We start from the raw sequence: 19,301 nt of genomic DNA on the forward strand, positions 1-19,301 counted from the left end.
ATCATGGTCGCGTCGGCGGCGCCAGGGGTCACACACCGGCGCCTTACCCAGCAGGAAGTGGATCTGATCTGCGCCAAGCACGACCGCCTCTGGTCGGCGCGGATGGGCGGCGCGCGCGCCGTGTTCAGCTTCACCGATCTTTCGGGCCTGGATATGCGGGGCCGGAACCTGTGCGACGCCGATTTCTCGGGCGCGATCATGCACCAGTGCAAGATGGCCGGCGCTCGTCTCGACAACGCCGTGCTGTTTGGCGCTGACCTAACGGAAGTCGATCTGGTGGAGGCGTCGCTGCGGCGGGCCGACCTGCGCGGCGCCTGCCTGCGCGCGGCGAACCTGACCGGCGCGGACCTGTTCGAGGCCGATCTGCGAGAAGGGGCCATCGCCGCCGCCGACCGCAAGGAAGGCTACAAGGTCATGGAGCACACCCTGCGTACCGGCGCGGCCCAGGCCCTGAGCACCAACCTGGTCGGCGCCAATCTGGAGCGCTCGCGCCTGTCGGGCATCATGGCCATCAAGGCCGACTTCACCGACGCGGTGCTGAAAGACGCCAAGCTGGTGCGGGCCAATCTGAAACAGGCGTCCATGAGCGGCTGCAACCTGGCCGGCGCCGACCTTTCGGGCGCGGACCTGCGCGGGGCGGACCTGCGCGACGCCATCATGGTGGGGGCCAAGACCTTCGCCTGGAACGCTACCGACGCGAACCTGACCGGCGTCCTGACCGACCCCAAGGAGGTCAAGGCCGACCACAGCTCGCCCTATCCGCAGATGGTCCGGGACCACGCCCGCTGGTGCGAAACGGGCGGGGCCGAAGGCAAGCCGTCGCTTTTCGACAAGGCCGACCTGCGCAGCCTGGGGTCGATCCGGGGGTTCAACCTGACGGCCCTGGTCGCCAAGGGAGCCATCTTCTACGGCCTCGACATGGAGGGTGTGCAGCTTCAGGGCGCCCAGCTTCAAGGGGCTGACCTGCGCTCGTGCAACCTGCGCCGGGCCGACCTGCGGGGCGCCAAGCTGACCGGCGCCAAGCTGTCGGAAGCCGATCTGCGCGACGCTCAGCTCGGTCCGCTGCTGATCGGCAAGGATCGCGTCCTGCCGTCGGACCTGTCCGAAGCCGTGCTCAAGAGCGCTGATCTGGCCCGCGCCGATCTGCGCCAGGCGATCCTGCGCGGAGCGGACGTTTCACGGGCGAACTTCACTAACGCCATGGTCAAGGACATCGACCTGACCGACGTCATCCGTCATGGGGCGAAAGGCCTGGAAGGCCTGATCTGACCAAGCTTCGCCTTAACGGTTCGGTGGGGCTTCTCCAGTAATGTAGCGACACCTATCGTCTGAGCCGGGACCAGAGCCTTGTCCGCCCAAGCGAAACTTGCCGGTCGCCGCCGCCTGACCCAGGCGGAGCTGGACCTGATCGTCGGCTCTCATGAGCGCTATTTGCAGCGCAAGCCCGGCGGTCGCCGCGCATCCCTGCGTTTCGTGCATCTGGGCGGGCTGAACCTTTCAGGGCGTAATCTGTCGGAAGCGGACCTGTCGGCCTCGGTGCTGGAGGGCTGCCGCCTGGTCCGCACCAAGCTGGAGAGGGCGGACCTGTTCGGCTGCGATCTGCGCATGGCCGACCTGCGCCAGGCGGTGATGGTCAAGGCGGACCTGCGCGGCGTGTGCCTGCGCGGCGCCGACCTGTCCCAGGCCGACCTTACCGGCGCCGACTTTCGCGAGGGCAAGGTCGCCATGCCCAGCGAAAAGAGCGGCCTGGACATCGCCCGTCACGAGCAGCGTGTGGGCGAGGTGGACGAAGCCAACTTCACCGGCGCCATCCTGGACGACGCCGAGATGAGCGGCGTCTCCGCCTTCGCCGCCGATTTCACCGATTGCTCCATGGTCGGCGCCAAGCTGATCGGGGCCAATCTGAAGGACGCCAACTTCTCCGGCGCGCTGATGCAGGGCGCGGACATGAGCGGCGCCAATCTGGAGAACGCCAACTTCGCCGGCGCCGTCGTGGTCGGCATGACCATGGAGAAGGCCAAGACGGCCGGAGCGCGCATGGAGAAGGTGCTGCGCGAGCCCACCGAAGAAGCGGCGAGCAAGGCTCCCGAACTGCTTGAGCGCGCCCAGGCCAACCAGGCCTGGTGCAAGACCGGCGGCAAGGAGGGCGCGGCCGCCAAGCTGGACGGCGAGGACCTGCGTCCCCTGGCTGGGGCGTTGAAAGGCATGCGCATGACGGCCATGAGCGCCAAGGGGGCGTGCATGGTGGGGCTGGACCTGTCGGGCGCGCACCTGCAGGGGGCCAAACTGGAAGACGCCGACATGCGGGCGGTCAATTTGCGGGGCGCGGACCTTCGCGGCGCCAAGCTGATGCGGGCTGACTTGACCAAGGCCGATCTGCGGGGCGCCTATCTGGGGCCGTTGCCCCTGGGCGGCCGGGAAATCTCCACCGACGTGACGGGCGCCAAGCTTCGCTATGTGGCGGCGCAGACGGCGAACCTGACCCTGGCGGTGCTGGACGCCGCCGACCTGCGCGGGGCGGACCTGACCGCGGCGGTCATGGATGGGGTGAGCATCAAGGACGTCGATTTCCGCCAGGTGCAGGGTTTCGAGCCGCCCAAGGAAGAGCCCACAGAGGACGAGTTCGGTCCTCTCAAGACGCCAGTGTCCATCGAGGACGCGGCGGAGTCCGGCCAATAGAAAAAAGGCGGCGCATCGCTGCGCCGCCTTGCAGTTTCACCAGTCAGACCGGGGGACGTCTGACTGCTGTCTTGAGAGTGAAGCCGCTTAGGCGGCCTTTTCGCCTTCGATCAGCGGTGCGTCAGTCGTGGCCGTCGAGATTTCGATGCGGCGCGGCTTTAGCGATTCCGGCAGTTCGCGCTTCAACGAAATGGCCAGCAGGCCGTCGCGAAGCTGGGCGTCGGTGACCACCACATAGTCGGCCAGCTGGAACTTGCGGTCGAAGTTCCGCTCGGCCAGGCCGCGGTGCAGATAGCGCTTGGCTTCATCGTTGGCCGTCTTGCGGCCCTGGACGGTCAGGAGGTTTTCCTTGACCTCGATGCTCAGCTCTTCGGACTTGAAGCCCGCGACCGCGATCTCGATGCGGTAGGCGTTCTCGTCGGTGCGCTCGATATTGTAGGGCGGATAGCCGCTGGCGGCTTCGTTAGTGGCGGCGGCGTCAAGCAGCGCGGCCAGGCGGTCGAAGCCCACGACGGAGCGGTACAGGGGGGAAAGGTCGATCGTACGCATGGTCACATCCCTCTTTGCATAAGCAAGGTTGCGGTTTTCGGACTTCTCGGCGGCCCGATTTGGCCCCGCCTGCAAGTCCGTGAAGGCCCGACATCGGCGCCTTCGCTGTATGAGTTAGGATCGAGCGAAAACGCTTCAAGCCCCTCCTCGAAATAGTGGATGGGCAAGACGACCGCGGCTTGGCTCAGCCAGCCGCGGTCGCCGATGCGCGAGTGGCGCCCCCTAGAAGCTGTAGCGCAGCGTGGCGCCGATCTCACGCGGGCGGGCCGAATAGCCTTCGCCGACGCCGAAGCTGCCCGGGTAGCAGGTCCCGGCGTCGAGATAGCGTTCGTTTGTGAGGTTGCGAGCATAGACCGTCGCCTGCCACCCGCCGGCGGTGTCCGCGACGCCCACGCGTCCCGAGAGGAGCCCGTAAGATGGCTGCCGGACGAACGAGCAGTTGCGCGTGTCCAGTTCTTGATCGCTGCGCCAGGAGTAATCGAGGTTGCCGATGAACTCGGTGGCTCCGGCGCCGATCGGCGTGCGGACATCCGCGCCCAAAGTGTAGTTCCAGGCCGGCGTGCGGGCGAACTTCGTGGCGGTGGTGATTGGCGAGCTGGCGTCCGTCTCGGTGTAGCGCGCATCGATATGGCCGATGCTTGCGTTGAGGGTCAGCGGCTTGGCGACCCGCGCGGTGATTTCCGCTTCGAAGCCGCGGACGCGGGCGCCGGCGGCGTTCTCGGTTGTGAAGCCGAGCACGCGGGTGATCGGATCAGCCACCGTGAACGGCACCTGGATGTCGTCATAGTCGGTCTGGAAGACAGAGGCGTTGAAGCGCAGCCGGCGATCAAGGAGGTCGGTCTTGACCCCGACCTCGAACGCCGAGGCGGTCTCCGGACCGAAGGATTCGATCGCCGCCTCGAAGGTGGGGCGGCCTTCGAAGCCACCGCTCTTGAAGCCGCGCGACCAGGAGGCGTAGGTCAGGATGTCGGCGCTGAAGCGATATTCCACGCCAATTTTGGGGGCGAGGTTGGAATCCTGACGCTGAAGATCGGCAGGAGGGAAGACCAGCAGGTTGGCGACCCTGCGCCGATGCACGGCACTGTATTTCTTGTCGTCCTCGGTCCAGCGCAGCCCGGCTGTGACGCTGAAGGCGTCGGTGAGAGCGAAGGTCGCCTGACCGAAGAGCGCGGTGCTGCTGTTCGAAGTCTTGTTCAGAATATCGAGGTTGAGGTCGAAGCTGAGGTTGAGCGGGTTGCCCCGGCCGCCCGCGCACGGGAAGCCTGCCGGCGCCGCGGGACAGGAGAACGCGGGCGCGCCGTTCGGCAGGGTCGGGATCGTCGCTAGAGGAACCAGCGCGAATGGCAGGCTCTCCAGCGTCGCATAGAGGCCGCCCAGCGCGTCGAGGTGATTGCGGTCGGTGGCCCGCTCTTCGAAATAGTAGGCGCCCACAAGCCAGTCGAGGCGGTCGTTGAAGCTGGTCCCCGCAAGCTGCAGTTCTTGGCTGAACTGGTTCTGCGTGATCGTCTGCTGCGACTGGCCGACAGCGTAGGGCGAGCCGTCCGCGTCGCGCCCGAACGTGGTGTCGAGTTCGCGATAGGCGGTGATCGACTTCAACTGCACGGAACCGAGATCGTAGGCGAGCGTCGTCGCCACGCCCCAAATGTCGACATTGTTGACGTTGGGGCCAGTCCCCAGGCTGACATCGCGGTCGCTGGATATGAACTTGGGCCCAAAGGTGTCGTTGAACAGCGGACCCAGCACCACCGCATTGTACAGCGGGAGAAGATTGGGGGCGGTCTCGACGCCGGTCAGCGAGACGACGCCGCCGTTCTCGCGCTGGTGGGTCCCGTCGGCGCTGAACAGAGCGGTGAACCGGTCGGTCGGCTTCCATTCCGCCACGAAGCGGGCGGACAGGCTGTTCTCGTCGCCCATCTCGTCGCCGGCAAGCGGGCGAGAACCATAGCCGTCGGCACGCTTGTACGACGCCGACAGACGCGTGCGCAGCGTGTCGCTGATCGGCAGGTTCAGCGAGCCGCGGGCGACCACACGATTGAACTCGCCATAGGTCAGCTCACCCCAGCCGCCGGTCTCGGCGGTCGGGCGCGCGGTGGTGACGTTGATGGCCCCACCGATCGTGTTGCGGCCAAACAAGGTGCCTTGTGGCCCCCGCAGCACTTCCAGCCGCTCGAGATCGACGAGGTCGAGCACACCGCCGACCGACCGCGCGATATAGACGCCGTCGAGATAGATGCCGACGCCTGGGTCGGTCGTGATCGCAAAGTCGTTCTGGCCGATGCCGCGGATGAACACCGACGCGCTGGACGTCGATCCCCCCACCGGCGCGGTGGTGGCGAAGGTGATGTTGGGGGTGAAGTTCTGGACCTGGGACAGGCTGACCATGTTGCGCCGCTCGATCGCATCGGCCGTGAAGGCGGTGATCGAGACCGGGACGTCCTGCAGGCGCTCTTCGCGGCGGCGGGCTGTGACGACGATCTCCTCGATCTGAGACGTCTCCACCTCTGACGGAGGGTTGGCGGTAGGCTGGGTTTCAGTCTCAACGGCCTGCGCGGACGCTGACGTGGCGATGCCGAGCAGCGCGGCCGCGGAGGCGGTCAGCAGCAGCCGGGGGAGGACATTCGCGTGAATCTTGGACATGATAAGCCGTAGTGTTCTTTCTAGAGCCGTCGGTGGGGAGCGCGTTCGGGTGTCTTCGCGGCGGGCATGGCCGGACGCGTGACGACTAGGAAATGACGGCGAAGACGCGGTGTGACGATCATCCCTTTGGATGACATCGGCGCCAGGCGGCGTCCTGCGCCGCGGGCCAAATGCAGGAGTTCTCCATCCACATCGACGAGTATGCCCGCCAGGATGCGACCGGCCTTGCTGCACTCATCCGCTCCGGCGAGGTGTCGGCGGCGGAGGTCAAAGCCTGCGCATTAGCCGCCATCGAAGCCGTTGATCCCGCCATCCAGGCGGTGCTCGATGCGCCCCGGGCCGCGCCGACATCGCTGCATGCAGGGCCGTTGGCGGGCGTTCCGTTCCTCATCAAGGATCTTGGCCCCACGCTTGCGGGCCTCAGGTCCGAAGCGGGGAGCCGGCTGTGCGCGGGTCATGTGGCGACGCAGACCTCGCACCTGGTCGACAGCTATCTCCGGGCGGGCCTCGCCGTGGTCGGACGCACCAAATCGGCGGAGTTCGGCTTCAGCGCCACCACCGAGCCGGCGCTGTACGGACCGGCCCGCAACCCCTGGAACCCCCTGTATTCTCCCGGCGGATCGAGCGGCGGTTCCGCCGCGGCGGTCGCGGCGGGGGCTGCGCCGGCCGCGCACGCCAATGACGCAGGCGGATCGATACGGATTCCGGCCGCCTTCTGCGGCCTTGTCGGCCTCAAGCCCTCTCGCGGGCGGATCTCCGTCGGCCCGGCCATGAGCGAGGCGGTGGCTGGGCTGGGCGTGGACCATGTGGTCACGCGCACGGTGCGCGACACCGCACTGTTGCTGGACATCGCCCATGGACCTCGCCCGGGCGATCCTTATGGCGTGGCCGCTCCCGACGGTTTCTTTGTGGACGCCGTGCGCCCGCCGCGCCGACGGCTGCGCATCGCCGTCGTCGAGCGGGCCTTCGACGGCGGCGCTATCGATCCGCAGATCACGGCCGCGCTGAGAGAAACCGCCGACCATCTCGCCGAGCTTGGCCATGGCGTCGAACGGATCGATCTGGCGCTGGGCGTGCGGTGGGGGGACTATGTCGGCGCCACCCTGGCGCTGTGGTGCGCAAATATCGCCCAAGTCGTGGATGGGATCGCCGCCGCCACGGGTCGGGCGATCGATGCGAGTACGCTACAGGCCGGGACGCTTCAGGCGTATCGGCACGGCAAGTCGCTGCCGGCGACCGGCGTCTTCGACGCCTATGCGACCCTCAACACCGTCCGACAGACCGTCGCGCGCCATTTCGCCGACATCGACCTGCTGCTTTCCCCAGTGACGCCGCGCCTGACGCCGCGTATCGGCGCGCCCGATGTCGTCGTGGAGGGACGAGAGATTGCCGAATGGGGAGCGGATCTGTTCGCCTATGTAGGCTTTGCATCCCTGTTCAACGTGACGGGCGGCCCGGCGATCTCCCTGCCGCTGCACCAGTGCAGCGAGGGAATGCCCCTCGGCCTGCAATTCGCAGCAGCACCAGGCGACGAGGCGCTGCTGCTGTCGATCGCCGCCGAACTGGAGAACTCACGTCCCTGGTCCGGACGGCGGCCGACGATCTTCGCCGCCTGATCCCGGCGCGAGCCGTTCACGCCAGGGTTTTCAGCCCGCCGCTGGAGTGAACAGTACGCCCGCCGACGATGGTCTGGAGCACCTGCGTATCGGGCAGATCGTCGAGCGGCGCCGTCAACGGATTGCGATCGACGATGGTCATGTCGAAGTGCATGCCCGGGCGAAGGGCTCCGATGTCGGTGCGTCCCATCACCTTCGCGCCGTTCTCGGTCCAACCGCTGAGCGACTGCTGGCGGGTGAGGCCGTGGCCGGGCAGATGCGCGACGCTGTGGTTGCTGCCACAGAAGCGGCAGCTTTCCTGAAGGGCGATATGTTCGAAGACATTCTTCGGCCCCCAGTCGGTCCCGTTGGCGACCGTTAGCCCATGATCCCACATCCGCTTCATCGGCACCTGATCGTCGTGGATGTGCGACCCGATCCGCTCGGCATAGAGATCGCCCTTGCCCCACAGGAAGCTGCTGCTGGTGGTGACGTCCATGCCCAGGGCGGCGAGCTTCTTGATGTGCTTCTTGCGGATCAGGATGTTGTGTTGCGACACCCAGCCGCGGCCTTTTACGGTGCGGCCGTTAAGCACCTCGGCGAGCAGAGAGAAGAACATGTCTTGGTTCTTGTCGCCGCCCTGCACGACGTTGAGGCGAATGTCGTTGTCCAGGCAGAATTCAATGATCCGCCGCTCCGCCGCATCCGACAGGAACTGGTGGCCGCGGGTCTTGCGTCCGAACGGATCGCGATAGGAAAAATTGGTGCGCAGCAGGCCTGGCCAGCAAGGCCCGCCGTTGCCGTAGGACAGCCCTTCGAAGCTGTACATGTCATCGTCGCCGCCCCGTAGGGTCAGCGCGTTGGTGAGGCGCCCGAGCTGCTCTTCCTCGCTCAGGTCGATGTGCGGCTGGAAGACCGCGATTGAATAATCGACCGCGCAGTGGACGCGCATCGTCAGCTGGCCCTTGTCGCGAATGGACCGCCAGGCGAGGACATGCTCGGGCTCCATGGCGTGCGCTTCGTAGCTGGCCGTCACGCCAAGCGCATGCATCTGCTGCTGGCCGACGAGACCTCCGACTTCCCAGAGTTCTGGCGGCGGAGCCCCGAAGTGGGACTGGATGGAGAGCCAATAAGGATCGAGCGTGTAGTAGTTATTCACCGCCCCGCGCAGGATGCCGGTCGGCTGACCCGACGCATCCTTTTCAATCTCCACGTCGCAGACCTTGTCGGGCGTGATGGAGCCTATCCCGACCATGCGCAAAGCCATGCTGTTCATGGCTACGATGTTGGGCGTCCGCGGGCCCCAGGCGGTGATGATGATGGGGTGGACGCTGCTGGCCTGGTCAAGCTCCCAACGGTTCGGGAGCCGCCCTTCGGGGAGGTCGGTGTACCAGCGCCGGATGAAATAGTGGGGCTCGCCCACCGGGGTGCACTGGATCCAGGCTCCCGGCGGAAAGGCCGCGGCGCGCTCGCGGATACGCTTGAGAATATCGGCATGGTCCACCGCATCGAGCAGATCGACCTGCCCGGTCTGGAAGGCTGCGAAGTGCATCGCGTGGGGGTGGCTGTCGATGAGACCCGGCATCGCGGTGGCGCCCGCCAGATCGATGTGCCGGGAATCGCGTCCGGCCAACCCGCGCATGTCGTCGAGGGTTCCAACGGCGACAACTTTGCCATCCCGGGCGACGAGCGCTTCGGCGCTGTTCCATTCGCGCCCACCGGTTAGGATCGCACCTCCGGATACCAAAACAGCGCGCGGATCCTGCTCAATCATCGACTCTCACTCCAAAACTGGCGGCCGTTAGATTGTCGCGGCCCAGCCCTGGAGGGCTATCATCCCAAAGAATGATCCCGTGCCTGCGGGGCGTTGGACAAATAGATCCGCGCGACCAGCTCCGTGCGCGAGCTCACGCGCGCCTTGGCGTAGATCTTCTGAAGGTGGGTCTTCACAGTCGGCAGCCTGATCGACAGGCGCCGGACGATTTCGTGGTTGCTGGCGCCGTTGCGAAGCATCCGGACAATGGCGATCTGCCGCTCGCTGAACCCGAAGTCGCTTTCCAACTGCGCCTGATCGGCATGAACGTGCGGCAGATAGAGGTGGACGAGGGAGTATTCCAAAAAGCCGTGGACCTTGGCGAGCTCGCTCAACTCCGCCTTGTGGAACGGACCCCGATCCCCGGTGCGCAGCAACGAGATGCCGGCGATCAACCGCCCGTCGCCGCGAAACAGCATCTCGGCCTCATGCTCGATGCGCTGGCCGTGCATGAACTCTCGGAAGTACGCCTCGCTGTTCAGGGCCGCCGCGGGCGGTAGATCGTCAAGCGTTACGATGTTGTGCGGGCAGTCCGCGAGGCGGCGGGGGTGGAATGGGTCCAGCGCTTCGTACAGGCGAACATAGTCCGGCAGGCCGTCGTAATCGAGGTTGTGAAGGATATGGCCGTGCGGGTTGTTCGCCTTGTCCACGAGGTAGAAGCAGGCGGCGGTCGCACCACCGAGACGCACGACCATCCTGAGGAGTTCGTGCACGTACGCCGTCTCGATCGAACGAATGCTCACGAAATTCCCCGTCTCCTTACCCGTCCCCTCGACGAGGCGCGTTCCTACGCGCCGAAAGGCTCCTTCCGCAGCGGTGATGCGTCGAATGCGCCTAGACCGTCGACGAGTGATCACTGGACGTGCGCCGCACTTGAGCCAGCGCGTTCGCGGCGCCCGGCGACCCGCGCGAAATCCCTGTTTTGGTCATAAGAAGGCGAATGCGCACGATTGGCCCTTGATCGGTCACGCTTGGGCCGTAAGGCTCCGCCCCAGAAGAAAACGCCAGGAGCTCTCCACATGACTACTCGTCGTCTCGCCATCGCCGCCGGCTTCGCCGTCGCGACCCTGATGTCCGCGCCGGCCGCGTTCGCCGCCGACGCCGCGCTCACGGCCGCCGTGGCCAGCCCGAACCGGGCCGCCAACAACGTGGCCCGCGACCCCCATCGCCATCCGGCGGAAAGCCTGACCTTCTGGGGCCTGAAGCCGAAGCAGACCGTGATCGAGGTTTCGCCCGGCGGCGGCTACTGGCTGGAGATCCTGGCGCCTTACGCCAAGGCCACCGGCGGTCAGTACATCGCCGGCGTGACCGACCTTGAGAACCCCAAGGTGTCGGAAGGCGCCCGCAAGGCCCGCGCCGACTTCGAAGCCAAGTTCTCGGACAAGGCCAAGTGGGGCGACATCAAGTTCGTCAACTTCGGCGCCGTGTCCAAGCCCCTGGGCGCGCCGAACTCGGCCGATCTGGTCCTGACCGCGCGCAACGTCCACAACTGGACCGCGGCCGGCGTGGCCGACAAGATTTTCGCCGACTTCTTCGCCGTGCTGAAGCCGGGCGGCCTGCTGGCCGTGGAGGACCACCGCGCCGATCCCAAGCCGCAGGCCGGCGGCGGCACCGACGGCTACCTGTCGACCGCCACCGTGATCGCCCTGGCGGAAAAGGCCGGCTTCAAGCTGGACGGCCAGTCCGAGATCAACGCCAACCCCAAGGACACCAAGGATCACCCCTTCGGCGTCTGGACTTTGCCGCCCGTGCGCCAGAGCGCGGCTTCCGGTCAGCAGCCGGCCGCCGATTTCGATCGCGCCAAGTATGACGCCATCGGCGAAAGCGACCGCATGACCCTGCGCTTCAAGAAGCCCGCCTGATGCAGGTGCGGAGCGACTGGTCGCGACGCGGCCTTCTGCTCGGTTCGGCGGGGCTCGTCCTCGCCGGCTGCGGCCGCAAGGTCGAGGAGACGCCGGCCTCCGCGCCGGCCAAGGCCAAGGCGTCCGACGCCCTGGCCGAGACCCTCGCCGGTGACTGGCGCTCCGCCGCCGACAAGGCTCGCGATCAATGGCGTCACCCGCGCCAGAGCCTGGAATTCTGGGGGCTGAAGCCGGGGATCACGGTGGTCGAGTTCTGGCCGGGGGCCGGCTGGTACAGCGATATCGTCGCTCCCTATCTGGCGGCCAGCGGGGGCAGGCTCTATGCGGCCCACCTGCAGACCGACAATCCCAATGACCCGACCGCTGGCGAAATCGTCGAGGCCTACCGCCGCAAGCTGACCGAGCGGCCGCGTATCTATGGCAAGGTCGAGGTGACCGCCTTTGGCCCCACCAGCGGGCCGGTCGCCCCGGCGGGCACGGCCGATCTGGTTCTTTTCCTGCGCAATATCCACAACTGGATGGCGGCGGGGGTGGCCGAGAAAGCTTTCCGTGACGCCTTTTCCGCCCTGAAGCCCGGCGGCGCGCTGGGTGTGGAAGAGCACCGCGCCGATCCCGGCGGCGTTCAGGACGCCCTGGCGGCCGACGGCTATGTGCAGCAGGCCTATGTGATCCAACTTGCCAAGGAGGCGGGTTTTGTCCTGGCCGCCGACAGCGAGATCAACGCCAACCCGAAGGACACCCGGGACCATCCGTTCGGAGTCTGGACCCTGCCGCCCACGCGCCTGTCTGCGCCGCGCGGCGAAGCGCCCAAGGCCGACTTTGATCACAGCAAGTACGACGCTATCGGCGAAAGCGACCGTATGACGCTGAAATTCGTCAAACCGTCGTAACGTCAACGTCTGAGCGTTGTTTACTTGTCGCCGATCACCCGCCAAGGTGGCCGCCGATTTTCAACGAAGAGGGAGCGCGTTGCATGGCTACGCTGCAGGAAGTCACCGACAAGATCAAAGGCGCGGTGGGCGACGACTCGGGTCTCGGCAAGAGCCTGAAGTTCGACCTTAAGGGCGAAGGCTTCATCCATATCGACGGCGGCGAAGTGTCCAACGAGGACAAGCCGGCCGACCTGACCATGACCCTCAGCCTGGCGGACCTGATCGCCATGAGCCAGGGCCAGCTCGACGCCACCATGGCGTTCATGAGCGGCCGGCTGAAGCTGTCGGACATGGGTCTGGCCATGTCGCTGCAGCCCAAGCTGCAGGCCCTGTTCAGCAAGGCCTGATCGCCTTGTCCCGGCCGGCGCCTCTGCTCGATATCGCTGAGGCGCCCGTTCCGGCGGGCGGGAAAGCCGAATGGTTCGACGGCGCGAAGGGGGCGACCCTTCGCGCCGCTCTGTTTCCGGCGCAGGGGGCGCCGAAGGGTTCGGTCGTCCTCAGCGGCGGCCGCACCGAACCCATCGAGAAGTACTACGAGGTCATTCGTGACCTGACCGGCCGCGGCTTCACCGTTCTGGCCCATGACTGGCGCGGGCAGGGGCTGTCGCAGCGCCTGCTGCCGGACCGCCTCAAAGGGCACGCCGCCGGTCACGCCGATTTCATGGCCGACTACCAAGCCCTGCTGGCGCAGTTCGAAGCCCGCCTGCCCAAGCCGTGGATCGCCATGGCTCATTCCATGGGCGGGTGCCTGACCATGCTGGTGCTGACGGGGGGCGAGACAAGGTTCAGCGCCGCCGTGCTTTCGGCGCCGATGCTGGGCCTGCCTCTGGACGGCCGCCCGTTCTGGATGGGCCGCGCCATGGCCGCCGCGCAAAAGCTGCTCGGGCGCTCATCGGCCTATGTCGCCGAAGCGTCGGGCAAGGGCGGCGGCGGGGCCGCGCCGTTCGAGGGCCAGGTCCTGACTCACGACCGTACCCGCTATGACACCTGGATGAAGCAACTGGCCGCCAACCCGGACCTGGATCTGGGCGGGGTCACCTGGGGCTGGGTGGATTTCGCGCTTTCGGCCTTTGCCTGGATGCGGGCGCCAGGCCGGCTGGAGAAGGTCTCGATCCCGGTCACGATCCTGGCGGCGGGCGAGGAGAAGCTGGTCTGGAACCCTGACGCCAAGATGGTGGCCGGGCGTCTGCCCAAGGGCCGCTTCGTGGAGGTCCCCGGCAGCTACCACGAGATCCTGATGGAGACGGACGACAAGCGCGCCGTCTTCTGGCGCGAGTTCGACGCGGTGGCGGCGGGGCTCTAAGGCTTTGTGCGTCCTTCGAGACGCCGGCTGCGCCGGCTCCTCAGGATGACGGATTCTGTTGCAAGGGCCTTCGTCATGCTGAGGAGCGCGATAGCGCGTCTCGAAGCACGCAGGGGCTAGAGCGTCGTCTTGGCCGCCGGGGCCAGCAGTTCCAGGGTCGGCTCAAGCAGGGCCTCGTCGCCCACGATCAGCATCTGGCCGCCATTCTTACCCATTTCGTCGCCACGCCAGTCGGTGACGACCCCGCCGGCGCCGGCGATCAGGGGGATGGCCGCCTCCACGTCCCAGGCTTTCAGCCCGGCCTCGACGATCATGTCCATCTTGCCCATGGCCACCATGGCGTAGGCGTAGGCGTCGCAGCCCAAGCGCGCGAGCTTGGTGGCCCGGCGCACGTCGTCCCACACAGCCCGCTCGGGACTGTCAAAGCAGGCCTGAGGATCGGTGGTCGAGATCACCGCCTGTGCCATATCGGGACAGGCGCGGGTCCGGATGGCGCGGCTTTCGCCTTGGGCCAGCAGGCGCGACCCGGAGGAAGAGCCAATGAACAGCTCGCCCAGATAGGGCTGGCCGATGGAGCCCAGGACCGGCGCGCCGTTCCAGCGCAGGCCGACCAGGGTGGTCCACAACGGCAGGCCTGAGATGAAGGCGCGGGTGCCGTCGATGGGGTCCAGGACCCAGACGAACTCGGCGTCGGGCCGGTCCTCGCCATATTCCTCGCCAATGACCCCATGCTCGGGATAGCGCTCGGCGATCAGCTTGCGGATCGCGGCCTCCGCGCCGCGGTCGGCTTCGGTGACCGGGTCGAAGCCGCCGGTCCCGCCCTTGTCTTCCAGGCCGTGATCGGCCCGGAATAGCGGCAGGATAGCCTCGGCGGAGGCCCGGTTCAGCTCGATCAGGAAGGCGTCGAGGTCGGCGAGATGGTCGGCTTGCAGCATGGTCGCCGGCTTATCCGATGCCGCGCCACCATGGAAGGCGTCGCGCCTAATCAGGCGGCCACGGACAACCTGTGTTGCGGCTCCAGCCCGTCATAGAAGTAGCCCACCGGCACCTGCAGCGCCTCGGAAATACGCCACAGCCGGGCGGCCGAGATGCGATTGGCGCCGCATTCGTACTTCTGGATCTGCTGGAAGCGCACCCCGCACGCGCCGGCCAGCTGCTGCTGGGTAAGGCCCAGGATTCGCCGTCGGGAGCGCAGCCGCTTGCCGAGATGAAGGTCGATATCGCTACTCATAGGCATGAAAACAGTCCCCTAAACTGTTGCTCGGTGAACGTGCCGATTCGGCACGTTCGGGTGGCGAAGCGGCAAACACCGTGCCGTATTCACCAAGCGCCAGGGCGTTGCCGTCGAGGCGAGAACCAGCCTAGACAGAAACCATGTCGGAGATACGAGCCAGCTTCGCTCAACATGCGGCCTGGAGGCTGGAAGCCTTCGCCTTTGATCTGTTCACAGGGATCATGCGTCTGCTGCCGGTGGATTGGGCCTCGGCCATGGGCGGCGCTCTGCTGAAGAACCTGGGTCCGCTCAGCGGCGCGCACCGCACGGCGGATCGCAATCTGAGGCTGGCCTTCCCTGACAAGGATGACGCCTGGCGCGCCGACATCCTCAAAAAGCAGTGGGAGGAGTTGGGGCGGACCTTCGCCGAGTTTCCGCTGATGGACCGGATCATCCTGTCGCCCGACAGGGTGGAGATCGAGAATCTGGAGCGGCTGCACGTCATCGCCGCGAACCGGGAGCCGGTCGTGTTCATCAGCGGCCACTTCTCGAACTGGGAGGTGATGCCCGCCGCCATCGTACAGTCGGGCGTCGATTGCCAGATCACCTATCGTGCGGCCAACAACCCCTATGTGGACGCCCGTATCCGCAAGAGCCGGTTCCGCTACGGCGTGCGGCTGTTCGCCCCCAAGGGCGGGGATGGGGCCAAGGAGTTGCTGGCGGCGCTGAAGACCGGCCAATCGGTGGCGCTGATGAACGACCAGAAGTTCAACGGCGGGGTGGCCGCGCCGTTCTTTGGCCATCTGGCGCACACGGCGCCGGGGCCCACGCGCCTGGCGCTGCGGTTCGGCACCGTGCTGCAGCCCATGACGGTGGAGCGCACCCGGGGCGCAAGGTTCAAGGCCGTGGTCCACGATCCCATCGTGCTGGAGCAGACGGGCGACCGCACGGCGGACATCGAAGCAGGGGTGCGGCGCATCAACGCCATGGTCGAGGACCAGATCCGCAAGCGGCCCCACGAATGGTTCTGGGTCCACAAGCGCTGGTCGAACGAGGCCTATGACAGCCTGAAAGCCGGTGAGGCCTAGATTTCGAGAGACGGTTGCTCTTCGGCCCGTCGCTTGGGGCCTTCGTAGTTAGGGTCGCTGATCCGACGCCGCTCCGGGCCGAAATAGCCGTCGCCCGGCACGCGGACATAGGGGCGGGGCTTGTAGATCACCGCGTTCATCCGGCTGAACAGCGAACCGGCGGTCACCGGCTTGACCACGACCTCGTTCACCCCGACGTCGCGCGCCTCGAAAACCCGCCGTTTGTCGGCATAGGCGGTCAGCATGATGATCGGCAGATAGGGGACCTTGCTGTCGGGAGACTTGCGGACCAGCTCGGTGAACTGCACCCCGTCAAGGGGCTCCATCTGATAGTCGACGATGGCGAAATCGGGGGTCCAGCTGCGCAGAATCTGCAGTGCCTCGGCGCCGTTCGACGCTTCCTTGATGTCGTGCAGGCCCACGCCCTTGAACAGCGCCCGAACGATGGAGCGCATGTGCTGGTTGTCATCAACCAGGAGAAGGCGAAGCGCCGAAAGGTCGGCGGACATCTACTCAGTACCCCACGTTACTCGAACGCCCGAATAGCGTGCGCCAGTCTAAAGGGAAAGCCCATGGTGAAGCTTGGTTGCGGTTGTTTACAAAGGGTTTCGCAGCATCAGCATGGGGTCAAGGTTGCGGCCTCGCCACTTCAGGCGCCAGCACAGGTGCGGCCCGGTGGCGCGCCCTTCTTGGCCTACGGCGCCGATGGTCTGTCCTGGCTGGACCGACTGGCCTGTCCGCACGTCGATGCGCGACAGATGGAGATAGGCGCTGACTACGCCCTGGCCGTGATCGATCAGGATCAGGCCGCCTTCGAAATGCAGCCCCGTCTCGGCGAAGCTGACCCGTCCGGGCGCGGGCGCGTACACGGGCGTTCCGGTCGGCGCGGCCAGATCAGCGCCATAATGCGGGCGGTTGGGCTGGCCGTTTAGGATGCGTTGGCCGCCGAAGCGGCCTGACAGCCGCCAGCCGTCCAGGGGCGGCAGGAAGCCGTGGTGGAAACCGTCGCTGTCGTCGAGACTGGCGAAGCCGATGGCCTTGCGCTTGGCCTCCTCGCCGATGCGGGCCAGGAGAGCGGGGTCCTGCGGCGACACCTGGTCGGCGGGCAGGCCGTCGATGCGCTGGATATCGAAGTCGCCGGGGGCGACGGTGATGCGGTGCTGGAAGGTCTCGCCGTCGCGCGACACTGTCAGCAGGGTGATTGGCGGGGCGTCGCGGTCGAAGCCGATGAAGAACCAGCCGGTGCGGGAGGCCGTCGTCACCTCGACGCCGTCCAGACTGACGACGGCGCGAGGCGCGGTCTGGCCAAACAAAAAGCCGCCCTGCTGGGGGCGGCCGACAAGAGCGATTGGAGGCGGCGCGGCGAGCGCCGGGCCAGCGGTGACGGCGAACGCCCCGGCCAGCAGGGCGCGCCGGTTCAGGAGCGGGTTTCCTGCCAGCGCTTCAGCGCTTCGGCCGGACCGGCATAGGCTTCCTGCAGCTCAGGGCTCCAGTAGCGCAGGGCCTGCAACGGGACCTTCTTGCCGCTGACGGCGCACAGGACGTAGCGGCCCGGCTTGATGATGGCGAATTCGCCATCGCCGAAGTGCAGCACGGCGGCGTCAGAGCCCATCTGGCGGTCGTAAGCGTTCATGGTCTTCCATTTAGGGCATCAAGGGCGGCAAGAACAGGTTCAGCCGTGCGGTTCACGCGCATTCTACCGCAAGCCCTTGGCGTTCAGAAGAGATCGCCCTGACCAGCAGGCGGATTGGCGGGCTTGATCTTGGGCTTAGCCACCCCCGGAGCGGGCGTTCCGTCGATGACCGCGCCGCGCTCTCCATCCCCGAACACCAGCTTGACGCCTTCGCCGGCCTCCAGCGCCTGCGCCGAGCGGGCGAGGGAGCCGTCGGCGCGATGCACGCGGGCGAAGCCCAGGGTCAGCGGCCGATTGGGATCGAAGGATCGGCGCAGCTTCTCCAGCCCGGCGAGATCCTGCTGCATCCGCGACAGGCGGCGATCAAGCGCGGGCTTCATGCGGGCGGCGAATTCGGTCAGGCGTTGGGCCTGCAGGACCTGTGGCCGCTCCAGAAGGCCCGGCTTGAGGCGTGAGGCGGTGCGCACCAGGTCGCGCTCGTGAGCATCGGCGTTTCGGTGGAGCGCGGCGCCCAGGCGGCCGGCGGCGTTATCGAACCGCTGCTGGCCCAGGGCGATCAGGTCCATCGGCCGCGGCAGGCCGCGGGCGGCGGCGGCCAGGTGGCTGCGGCGCTCCTCCAGCATGCGCCCGCTGCAACGGGCCAGGCGCCGTTCATAGTCGGCCACCCCGGCGCGCAGCTCCGACAGCACGGGCGTGGCCATTTCGGCGGCGGCGGTCGGGGTGGGCGCGCGGCGGTCAGAGACGAAGTCAATGAGAGTGGTGTCGGTCTCGTGCCCCACGGCCGAGATCAGCGGGATCGCGCTCTCGGCCACCGTCCGGGCCAGGGTCTCGTCGTTGAACGGCCACAGGTCCTCGACCGAGCCGCCGCCGCGCGCGACGATCAGCACGTCGGGGCGCGGAATGTCCTGATCGGGCAGCAGGGCGTTGAAGCCCCGGATCGCGGCGCAGACCTGGGCCGCCGCCGCATCCCCCTGGACCACCACAGGCCAGACCACCACGCGGCAGGGCCAGCGGTCGCGGATGCGGTGCAGGATGTCGCGGATCACCGCGCCGGTCGGGCTGGTGATGACGCCGACCACGGCGGGCATGGCGGGCAGGGGGCTTTTGCGCGACGCTTCGAACAGGCCCTCGCCCGCGAGCTTGGCCTTCAGCCGCTCCAGTTGGGCCAGCAGGGCGCCGACCCCGGCGGCCTCCATCCCCTCGATGACGATCTGATAGCGCGAGCCGGCGGGATAGGTGGTGATCCGTCCGGTGACGATCACCTCCAGACCCTGTTCGGGCCGGACCTGCAGATTGCGGACGCTGCCCTTCCAGACCACGCCGTCGATGGCGGCCTTGTCGTCCTTGATGGTCAGATAGACATGGCCATTGGAGTGGAAGGTGACCTTGGACAGCTCGCCGCGCAGGCGCACGAAGCCATAGGAGTCCTCCAGCGTCCGCTTGAGCGCGAAGGCGAGCTCGGAGACGGAATAGGCGGAGGCGTTGGTGGCGGCTTCGGTGTCGGTCACAGGGGCAACATAGGGCGCGTTGTCGCAGTCGTCAGGCGTCAATGATCGCGAAAGGGCGTCGTGGCAGGATGAAGTCCCCCGACACCGAGCTTCGCCTGATGAAAACCCTTACCCTGATCATGGCGGCCCTGTCCTTGGCGGGACCCGCCGCGGCCAATTCGCCAGAGCCCATTCCCGGAACCTGGTTGGTCAAGGGCAAGTGGGGCCTGCTGACCTTCACCCTGAATTGCCGCTTCACGAGGCTGGGCGGCGTGATTGGCGGAGAGTGCGTCGATGGTCCGACCAATGACGCCAATATCAAGGGCGGCAAGCGGCACGCGATCCGGGCCGCGGCCCTGAAAGGCGATCAGCTGAGCTGGACCTACCAGACCCGCTGGACCGTCTATGAATTCGACGCGCGGTATTCCGGCGTGATCCGCGGACGGACGATGAACGGCCAGATGCTCGCTCTGGGCAAGACCGGCACGTTCACCGCCGTTCGGCAGTAAG

At 66.8% G+C, this 19,301-nt stretch carries 18 protein-coding genes and 1 pseudogene; 9 read left to right on the top strand and 10 right to left on the bottom strand.

Translation table 11 applies throughout. The features are described from left to right. Nucleotides 1-3: 3 nt before the first annotated feature. Nucleotides 4-1,269 carry a pentapeptide repeat-containing protein gene (locus O5K31_RS06630; RefSeq protein ID WP_269716519.1) on the top strand — a complete coding sequence of 422 codons (1,266 nt, stop codon included), beginning with the start codon at nt 4-6 and terminating at the stop codon, nt 1,267-1,269. A 78-nt stretch (nt 1,270-1,347) separates the two neighbouring features. Next, on the top strand, nt 1,348-2,679 hold the full coding sequence (locus tag O5K31_RS06635; RefSeq protein ID WP_269716520.1) for a pentapeptide repeat-containing protein: 1,332 nt from the start codon (nt 1,348-1,350) through the stop codon (nt 2,677-2,679). Between the two features lie 87 nt (nt 2,680-2,766). Here O5K31_RS06635 and O5K31_RS06640 read toward each other — a convergent pair whose 3' ends face one another. Together O5K31_RS06640 and O5K31_RS06645 are read right to left on the bottom strand one after the other, a co-directional pair. Continuing rightward, entirely contained in the window at nt 2,767-3,228 is a 462-nt protein-coding gene (locus tag O5K31_RS06640; RefSeq protein ID WP_269716521.1) for an Hsp20 family protein, read from the bottom strand. A 222-nt stretch (nt 3,229-3,450) separates the two neighbouring features. After that, nucleotides 3,451-5,865, bottom strand: a complete 2,415-nt coding sequence (locus O5K31_RS06645) for a TonB-dependent receptor (protein ID WP_269716522.1) — start codon at nt 5,863-5,865, stop codon at nt 3,451-3,453. Between the two features lie 170 nt (nt 5,866-6,035). On the opposite strand from O5K31_RS06645, the gene O5K31_RS06650 reads away from it, so the two are divergent. Beyond that, nucleotides 6,036-7,481 carry an amidase gene (locus O5K31_RS06650; RefSeq protein WP_269716523.1) on the top strand — a complete coding sequence of 482 codons (1,446 nt, stop codon included), beginning with the start codon at nt 6,036-6,038 and terminating at the stop codon, nt 7,479-7,481. Between the two features lie 16 nt (nt 7,482-7,497). On the opposite strand, the gene O5K31_RS06655 is transcribed toward O5K31_RS06650, so the two are convergent. Next, nucleotides 7,498-9,234, bottom strand: coding sequence for an amidohydrolase (locus tag O5K31_RS06655; RefSeq protein WP_269716524.1), 1,737 nt, complete (start codon nt 9,232-9,234; stop codon nt 7,498-7,500). 59 nt (nt 9,235-9,293) lie between these two features. Further along, nucleotides 9,294-10,016, bottom strand: coding sequence for a helix-turn-helix transcriptional regulator (locus O5K31_RS06660; protein WP_269716525.1), 723 nt, complete (start codon nt 10,014-10,016; stop codon nt 9,294-9,296). 276 nt (nt 10,017-10,292) lie between these two features. On the opposite strand from O5K31_RS06660, the gene O5K31_RS06665 reads away from it, so the two are divergent. From O5K31_RS06665 to O5K31_RS06680, 4 genes are all read left to right on the top strand, one after another. Further along, the gene (locus O5K31_RS06665) at nt 10,293-11,135 is read left to right on the top strand and encodes a class I SAM-dependent methyltransferase (protein ID WP_269716526.1); all 843 of its coding nucleotides are present in this window, start codon (nt 10,293-10,295) and stop codon (nt 11,133-11,135) included. Then, complete coding sequence (locus O5K31_RS06670; RefSeq protein WP_269716527.1) at nt 11,135-12,025, top strand: class I SAM-dependent methyltransferase; 891 nt, start codon at nt 11,135-11,137, stop codon at nt 12,023-12,025. The genes O5K31_RS06665 and O5K31_RS06670 overlap by 1 nt, the downstream gene beginning before the upstream one ends. 83 nt (nt 12,026-12,108) lie before the next feature. Next, nucleotides 12,109-12,414: an SCP2 sterol-binding domain-containing protein gene (locus O5K31_RS06675; protein ID WP_269716528.1), complete on the top strand. Its 306-nt coding sequence runs from the start codon at nt 12,109-12,111 to the stop codon at nt 12,412-12,414. Nucleotides 12,415-12,419: 5 nt separating this feature from the next. Then, nucleotides 12,420-13,370 (top strand): alpha/beta fold hydrolase, encoded by a 951-nt coding sequence (locus O5K31_RS06680; protein WP_269716529.1) that lies wholly within the window; start codon nt 12,420-12,422, stop codon nt 13,368-13,370. A gap of 116 nt (nt 13,371-13,486) precedes the next feature. Here the strand turns inward: O5K31_RS06680 and hisN are convergent, their stop codons facing one another. Together hisN and O5K31_RS06690 are read right to left on the bottom strand one after the other, a co-directional pair. Then, complete coding sequence (gene hisN, locus O5K31_RS06685) at nt 13,487-14,305, bottom strand: histidinol-phosphatase (protein WP_269716530.1); 819 nt, start codon at nt 14,303-14,305, stop codon at nt 13,487-13,489. 68 nt (nt 14,306-14,373) lie between these two features. Beyond that, nucleotides 14,374-14,601: pseudogene (locus O5K31_RS06690) on the bottom strand (helix-turn-helix domain-containing protein); the annotation flags it as partial. 143 nt (nt 14,602-14,744) lie between these two features. Between O5K31_RS06690 and O5K31_RS06695 the strand changes: the two are divergent. Then, nucleotides 14,745-15,671 carry a lysophospholipid acyltransferase family protein gene (locus tag O5K31_RS06695; RefSeq protein WP_269716531.1) on the top strand — a complete coding sequence of 309 codons (927 nt, stop codon included), beginning with the start codon at nt 14,745-14,747 and terminating at the stop codon, nt 15,669-15,671. Here the strand turns inward: O5K31_RS06695 and O5K31_RS06700 are convergent. The 4 genes from O5K31_RS06700 to xseA all read right to left on the bottom strand — a co-directional run bounded on the left by O5K31_RS06700 (nt 15,668) and on the right by xseA (nt 18,812). Continuing rightward, the gene (locus O5K31_RS06700; protein WP_269716532.1) at nt 15,668-16,180 is read right to left on the bottom strand and encodes a response regulator; all 513 of its coding nucleotides are present in this window, start codon (nt 16,178-16,180) and stop codon (nt 15,668-15,670) included. The two genes, O5K31_RS06695 and O5K31_RS06700, sit on opposite strands and share 4 nt — an antisense overlap. Nucleotides 16,181-16,267: 87 nt before the next feature. Beyond that, a complete protein-coding gene (locus O5K31_RS06705) occupies nt 16,268-16,984 on the bottom strand; it encodes a M23 family metallopeptidase (protein WP_269716533.1) in 717 nt (238 codons plus the stop codon). Between the two features lie 104 nt (nt 16,985-17,088). Continuing rightward, nucleotides 17,089-17,304: a DUF2093 domain-containing protein gene (locus tag O5K31_RS06710; protein ID WP_269716534.1), complete on the bottom strand. Its 216-nt coding sequence runs from the start codon at nt 17,302-17,304 to the stop codon at nt 17,089-17,091. Between the two features lie 83 nt (nt 17,305-17,387). After that, on the bottom strand, nt 17,388-18,812 hold the full coding sequence (xseA, locus tag O5K31_RS06715) for an exodeoxyribonuclease VII large subunit (RefSeq protein ID WP_269716535.1): 1,425 nt from the start codon (nt 18,810-18,812) through the stop codon (nt 17,388-17,390). 98 nt (nt 18,813-18,910) lie between these two features. On the opposite strand from xseA, the gene O5K31_RS06720 reads away from it, so the two are divergent. Continuing rightward, on the top strand, nt 18,911-19,300 hold the full coding sequence (locus O5K31_RS06720) for a hypothetical protein (RefSeq protein ID WP_269716536.1): 390 nt from the start codon (nt 18,911-18,913) through the stop codon (nt 19,298-19,300). Nucleotide 19,301: the final 1 nt, after the last annotated feature.

The sequence above is a fragment of the Caulobacter sp. NIBR2454 genome (assembly GCF_027474405.1).
GTDB lineage: Bacteria > Pseudomonadota > Alphaproteobacteria > Caulobacterales > Caulobacteraceae > Caulobacter.

Coding starts and splice junctions, on each gene's coding strand:
- O5K31_RS06630 (WP_269716519.1), top strand. CDS start 4: ATGGTCGCGTCGGCGGCGCCAGGGGTCACACACCGGCGCCTTACCCAG.
- O5K31_RS06640 (WP_269716521.1), bottom strand. CDS start 3,228: ATGCGTACGATCGACCTTTCCCCCCTGTACCGCTCCGTCGTGGGCTTC.
- O5K31_RS06645 (WP_269716522.1), bottom strand. CDS start 5,865: ATGTCCAAGATTCACGCGAATGTCCTCCCCCGGCTGCTGCTGACCGCC.
- O5K31_RS06650 (WP_269716523.1), top strand. CDS start 6,036: ATGCAGGAGTTCTCCATCCACATCGACGAGTATGCCCGCCAGGATGCG.
- O5K31_RS06655 (WP_269716524.1), bottom strand. CDS start 9,234: ATGATTGAGCAGGATCCGCGCGCTGTTTTGGTATCCGGAGGTGCGATC.
- O5K31_RS06665 (WP_269716526.1), top strand. CDS start 10,293: ATGACTACTCGTCGTCTCGCCATCGCCGCCGGCTTCGCCGTCGCGACC.
- O5K31_RS06670 (WP_269716527.1), top strand. CDS start 11,135: ATGCAGGTGCGGAGCGACTGGTCGCGACGCGGCCTTCTGCTCGGTTCG.
- O5K31_RS06675 (WP_269716528.1), top strand. CDS start 12,109: ATGGCTACGCTGCAGGAAGTCACCGACAAGATCAAAGGCGCGGTGGGC.
- hisN (WP_269716530.1), bottom strand. CDS start 14,305: ATGCTGCAAGCCGACCATCTCGCCGACCTCGACGCCTTCCTGATCGAG.
- O5K31_RS06695 (WP_269716531.1), top strand. CDS start 14,745: ATGTCGGAGATACGAGCCAGCTTCGCTCAACATGCGGCCTGGAGGCTG.
- O5K31_RS06700 (WP_269716532.1), bottom strand. CDS start 16,180: ATGTCCGCCGACCTTTCGGCGCTTCGCCTTCTCCTGGTTGATGACAAC.
- O5K31_RS06710 (WP_269716534.1), bottom strand. CDS start 17,304: ATGAACGCTTACGACCGCCAGATGGGCTCTGACGCCGCCGTGCTGCAC.
- O5K31_RS06720 (WP_269716536.1), top strand. CDS start 18,911: ATGAAAACCCTTACCCTGATCATGGCGGCCCTGTCCTTGGCGGGACCC.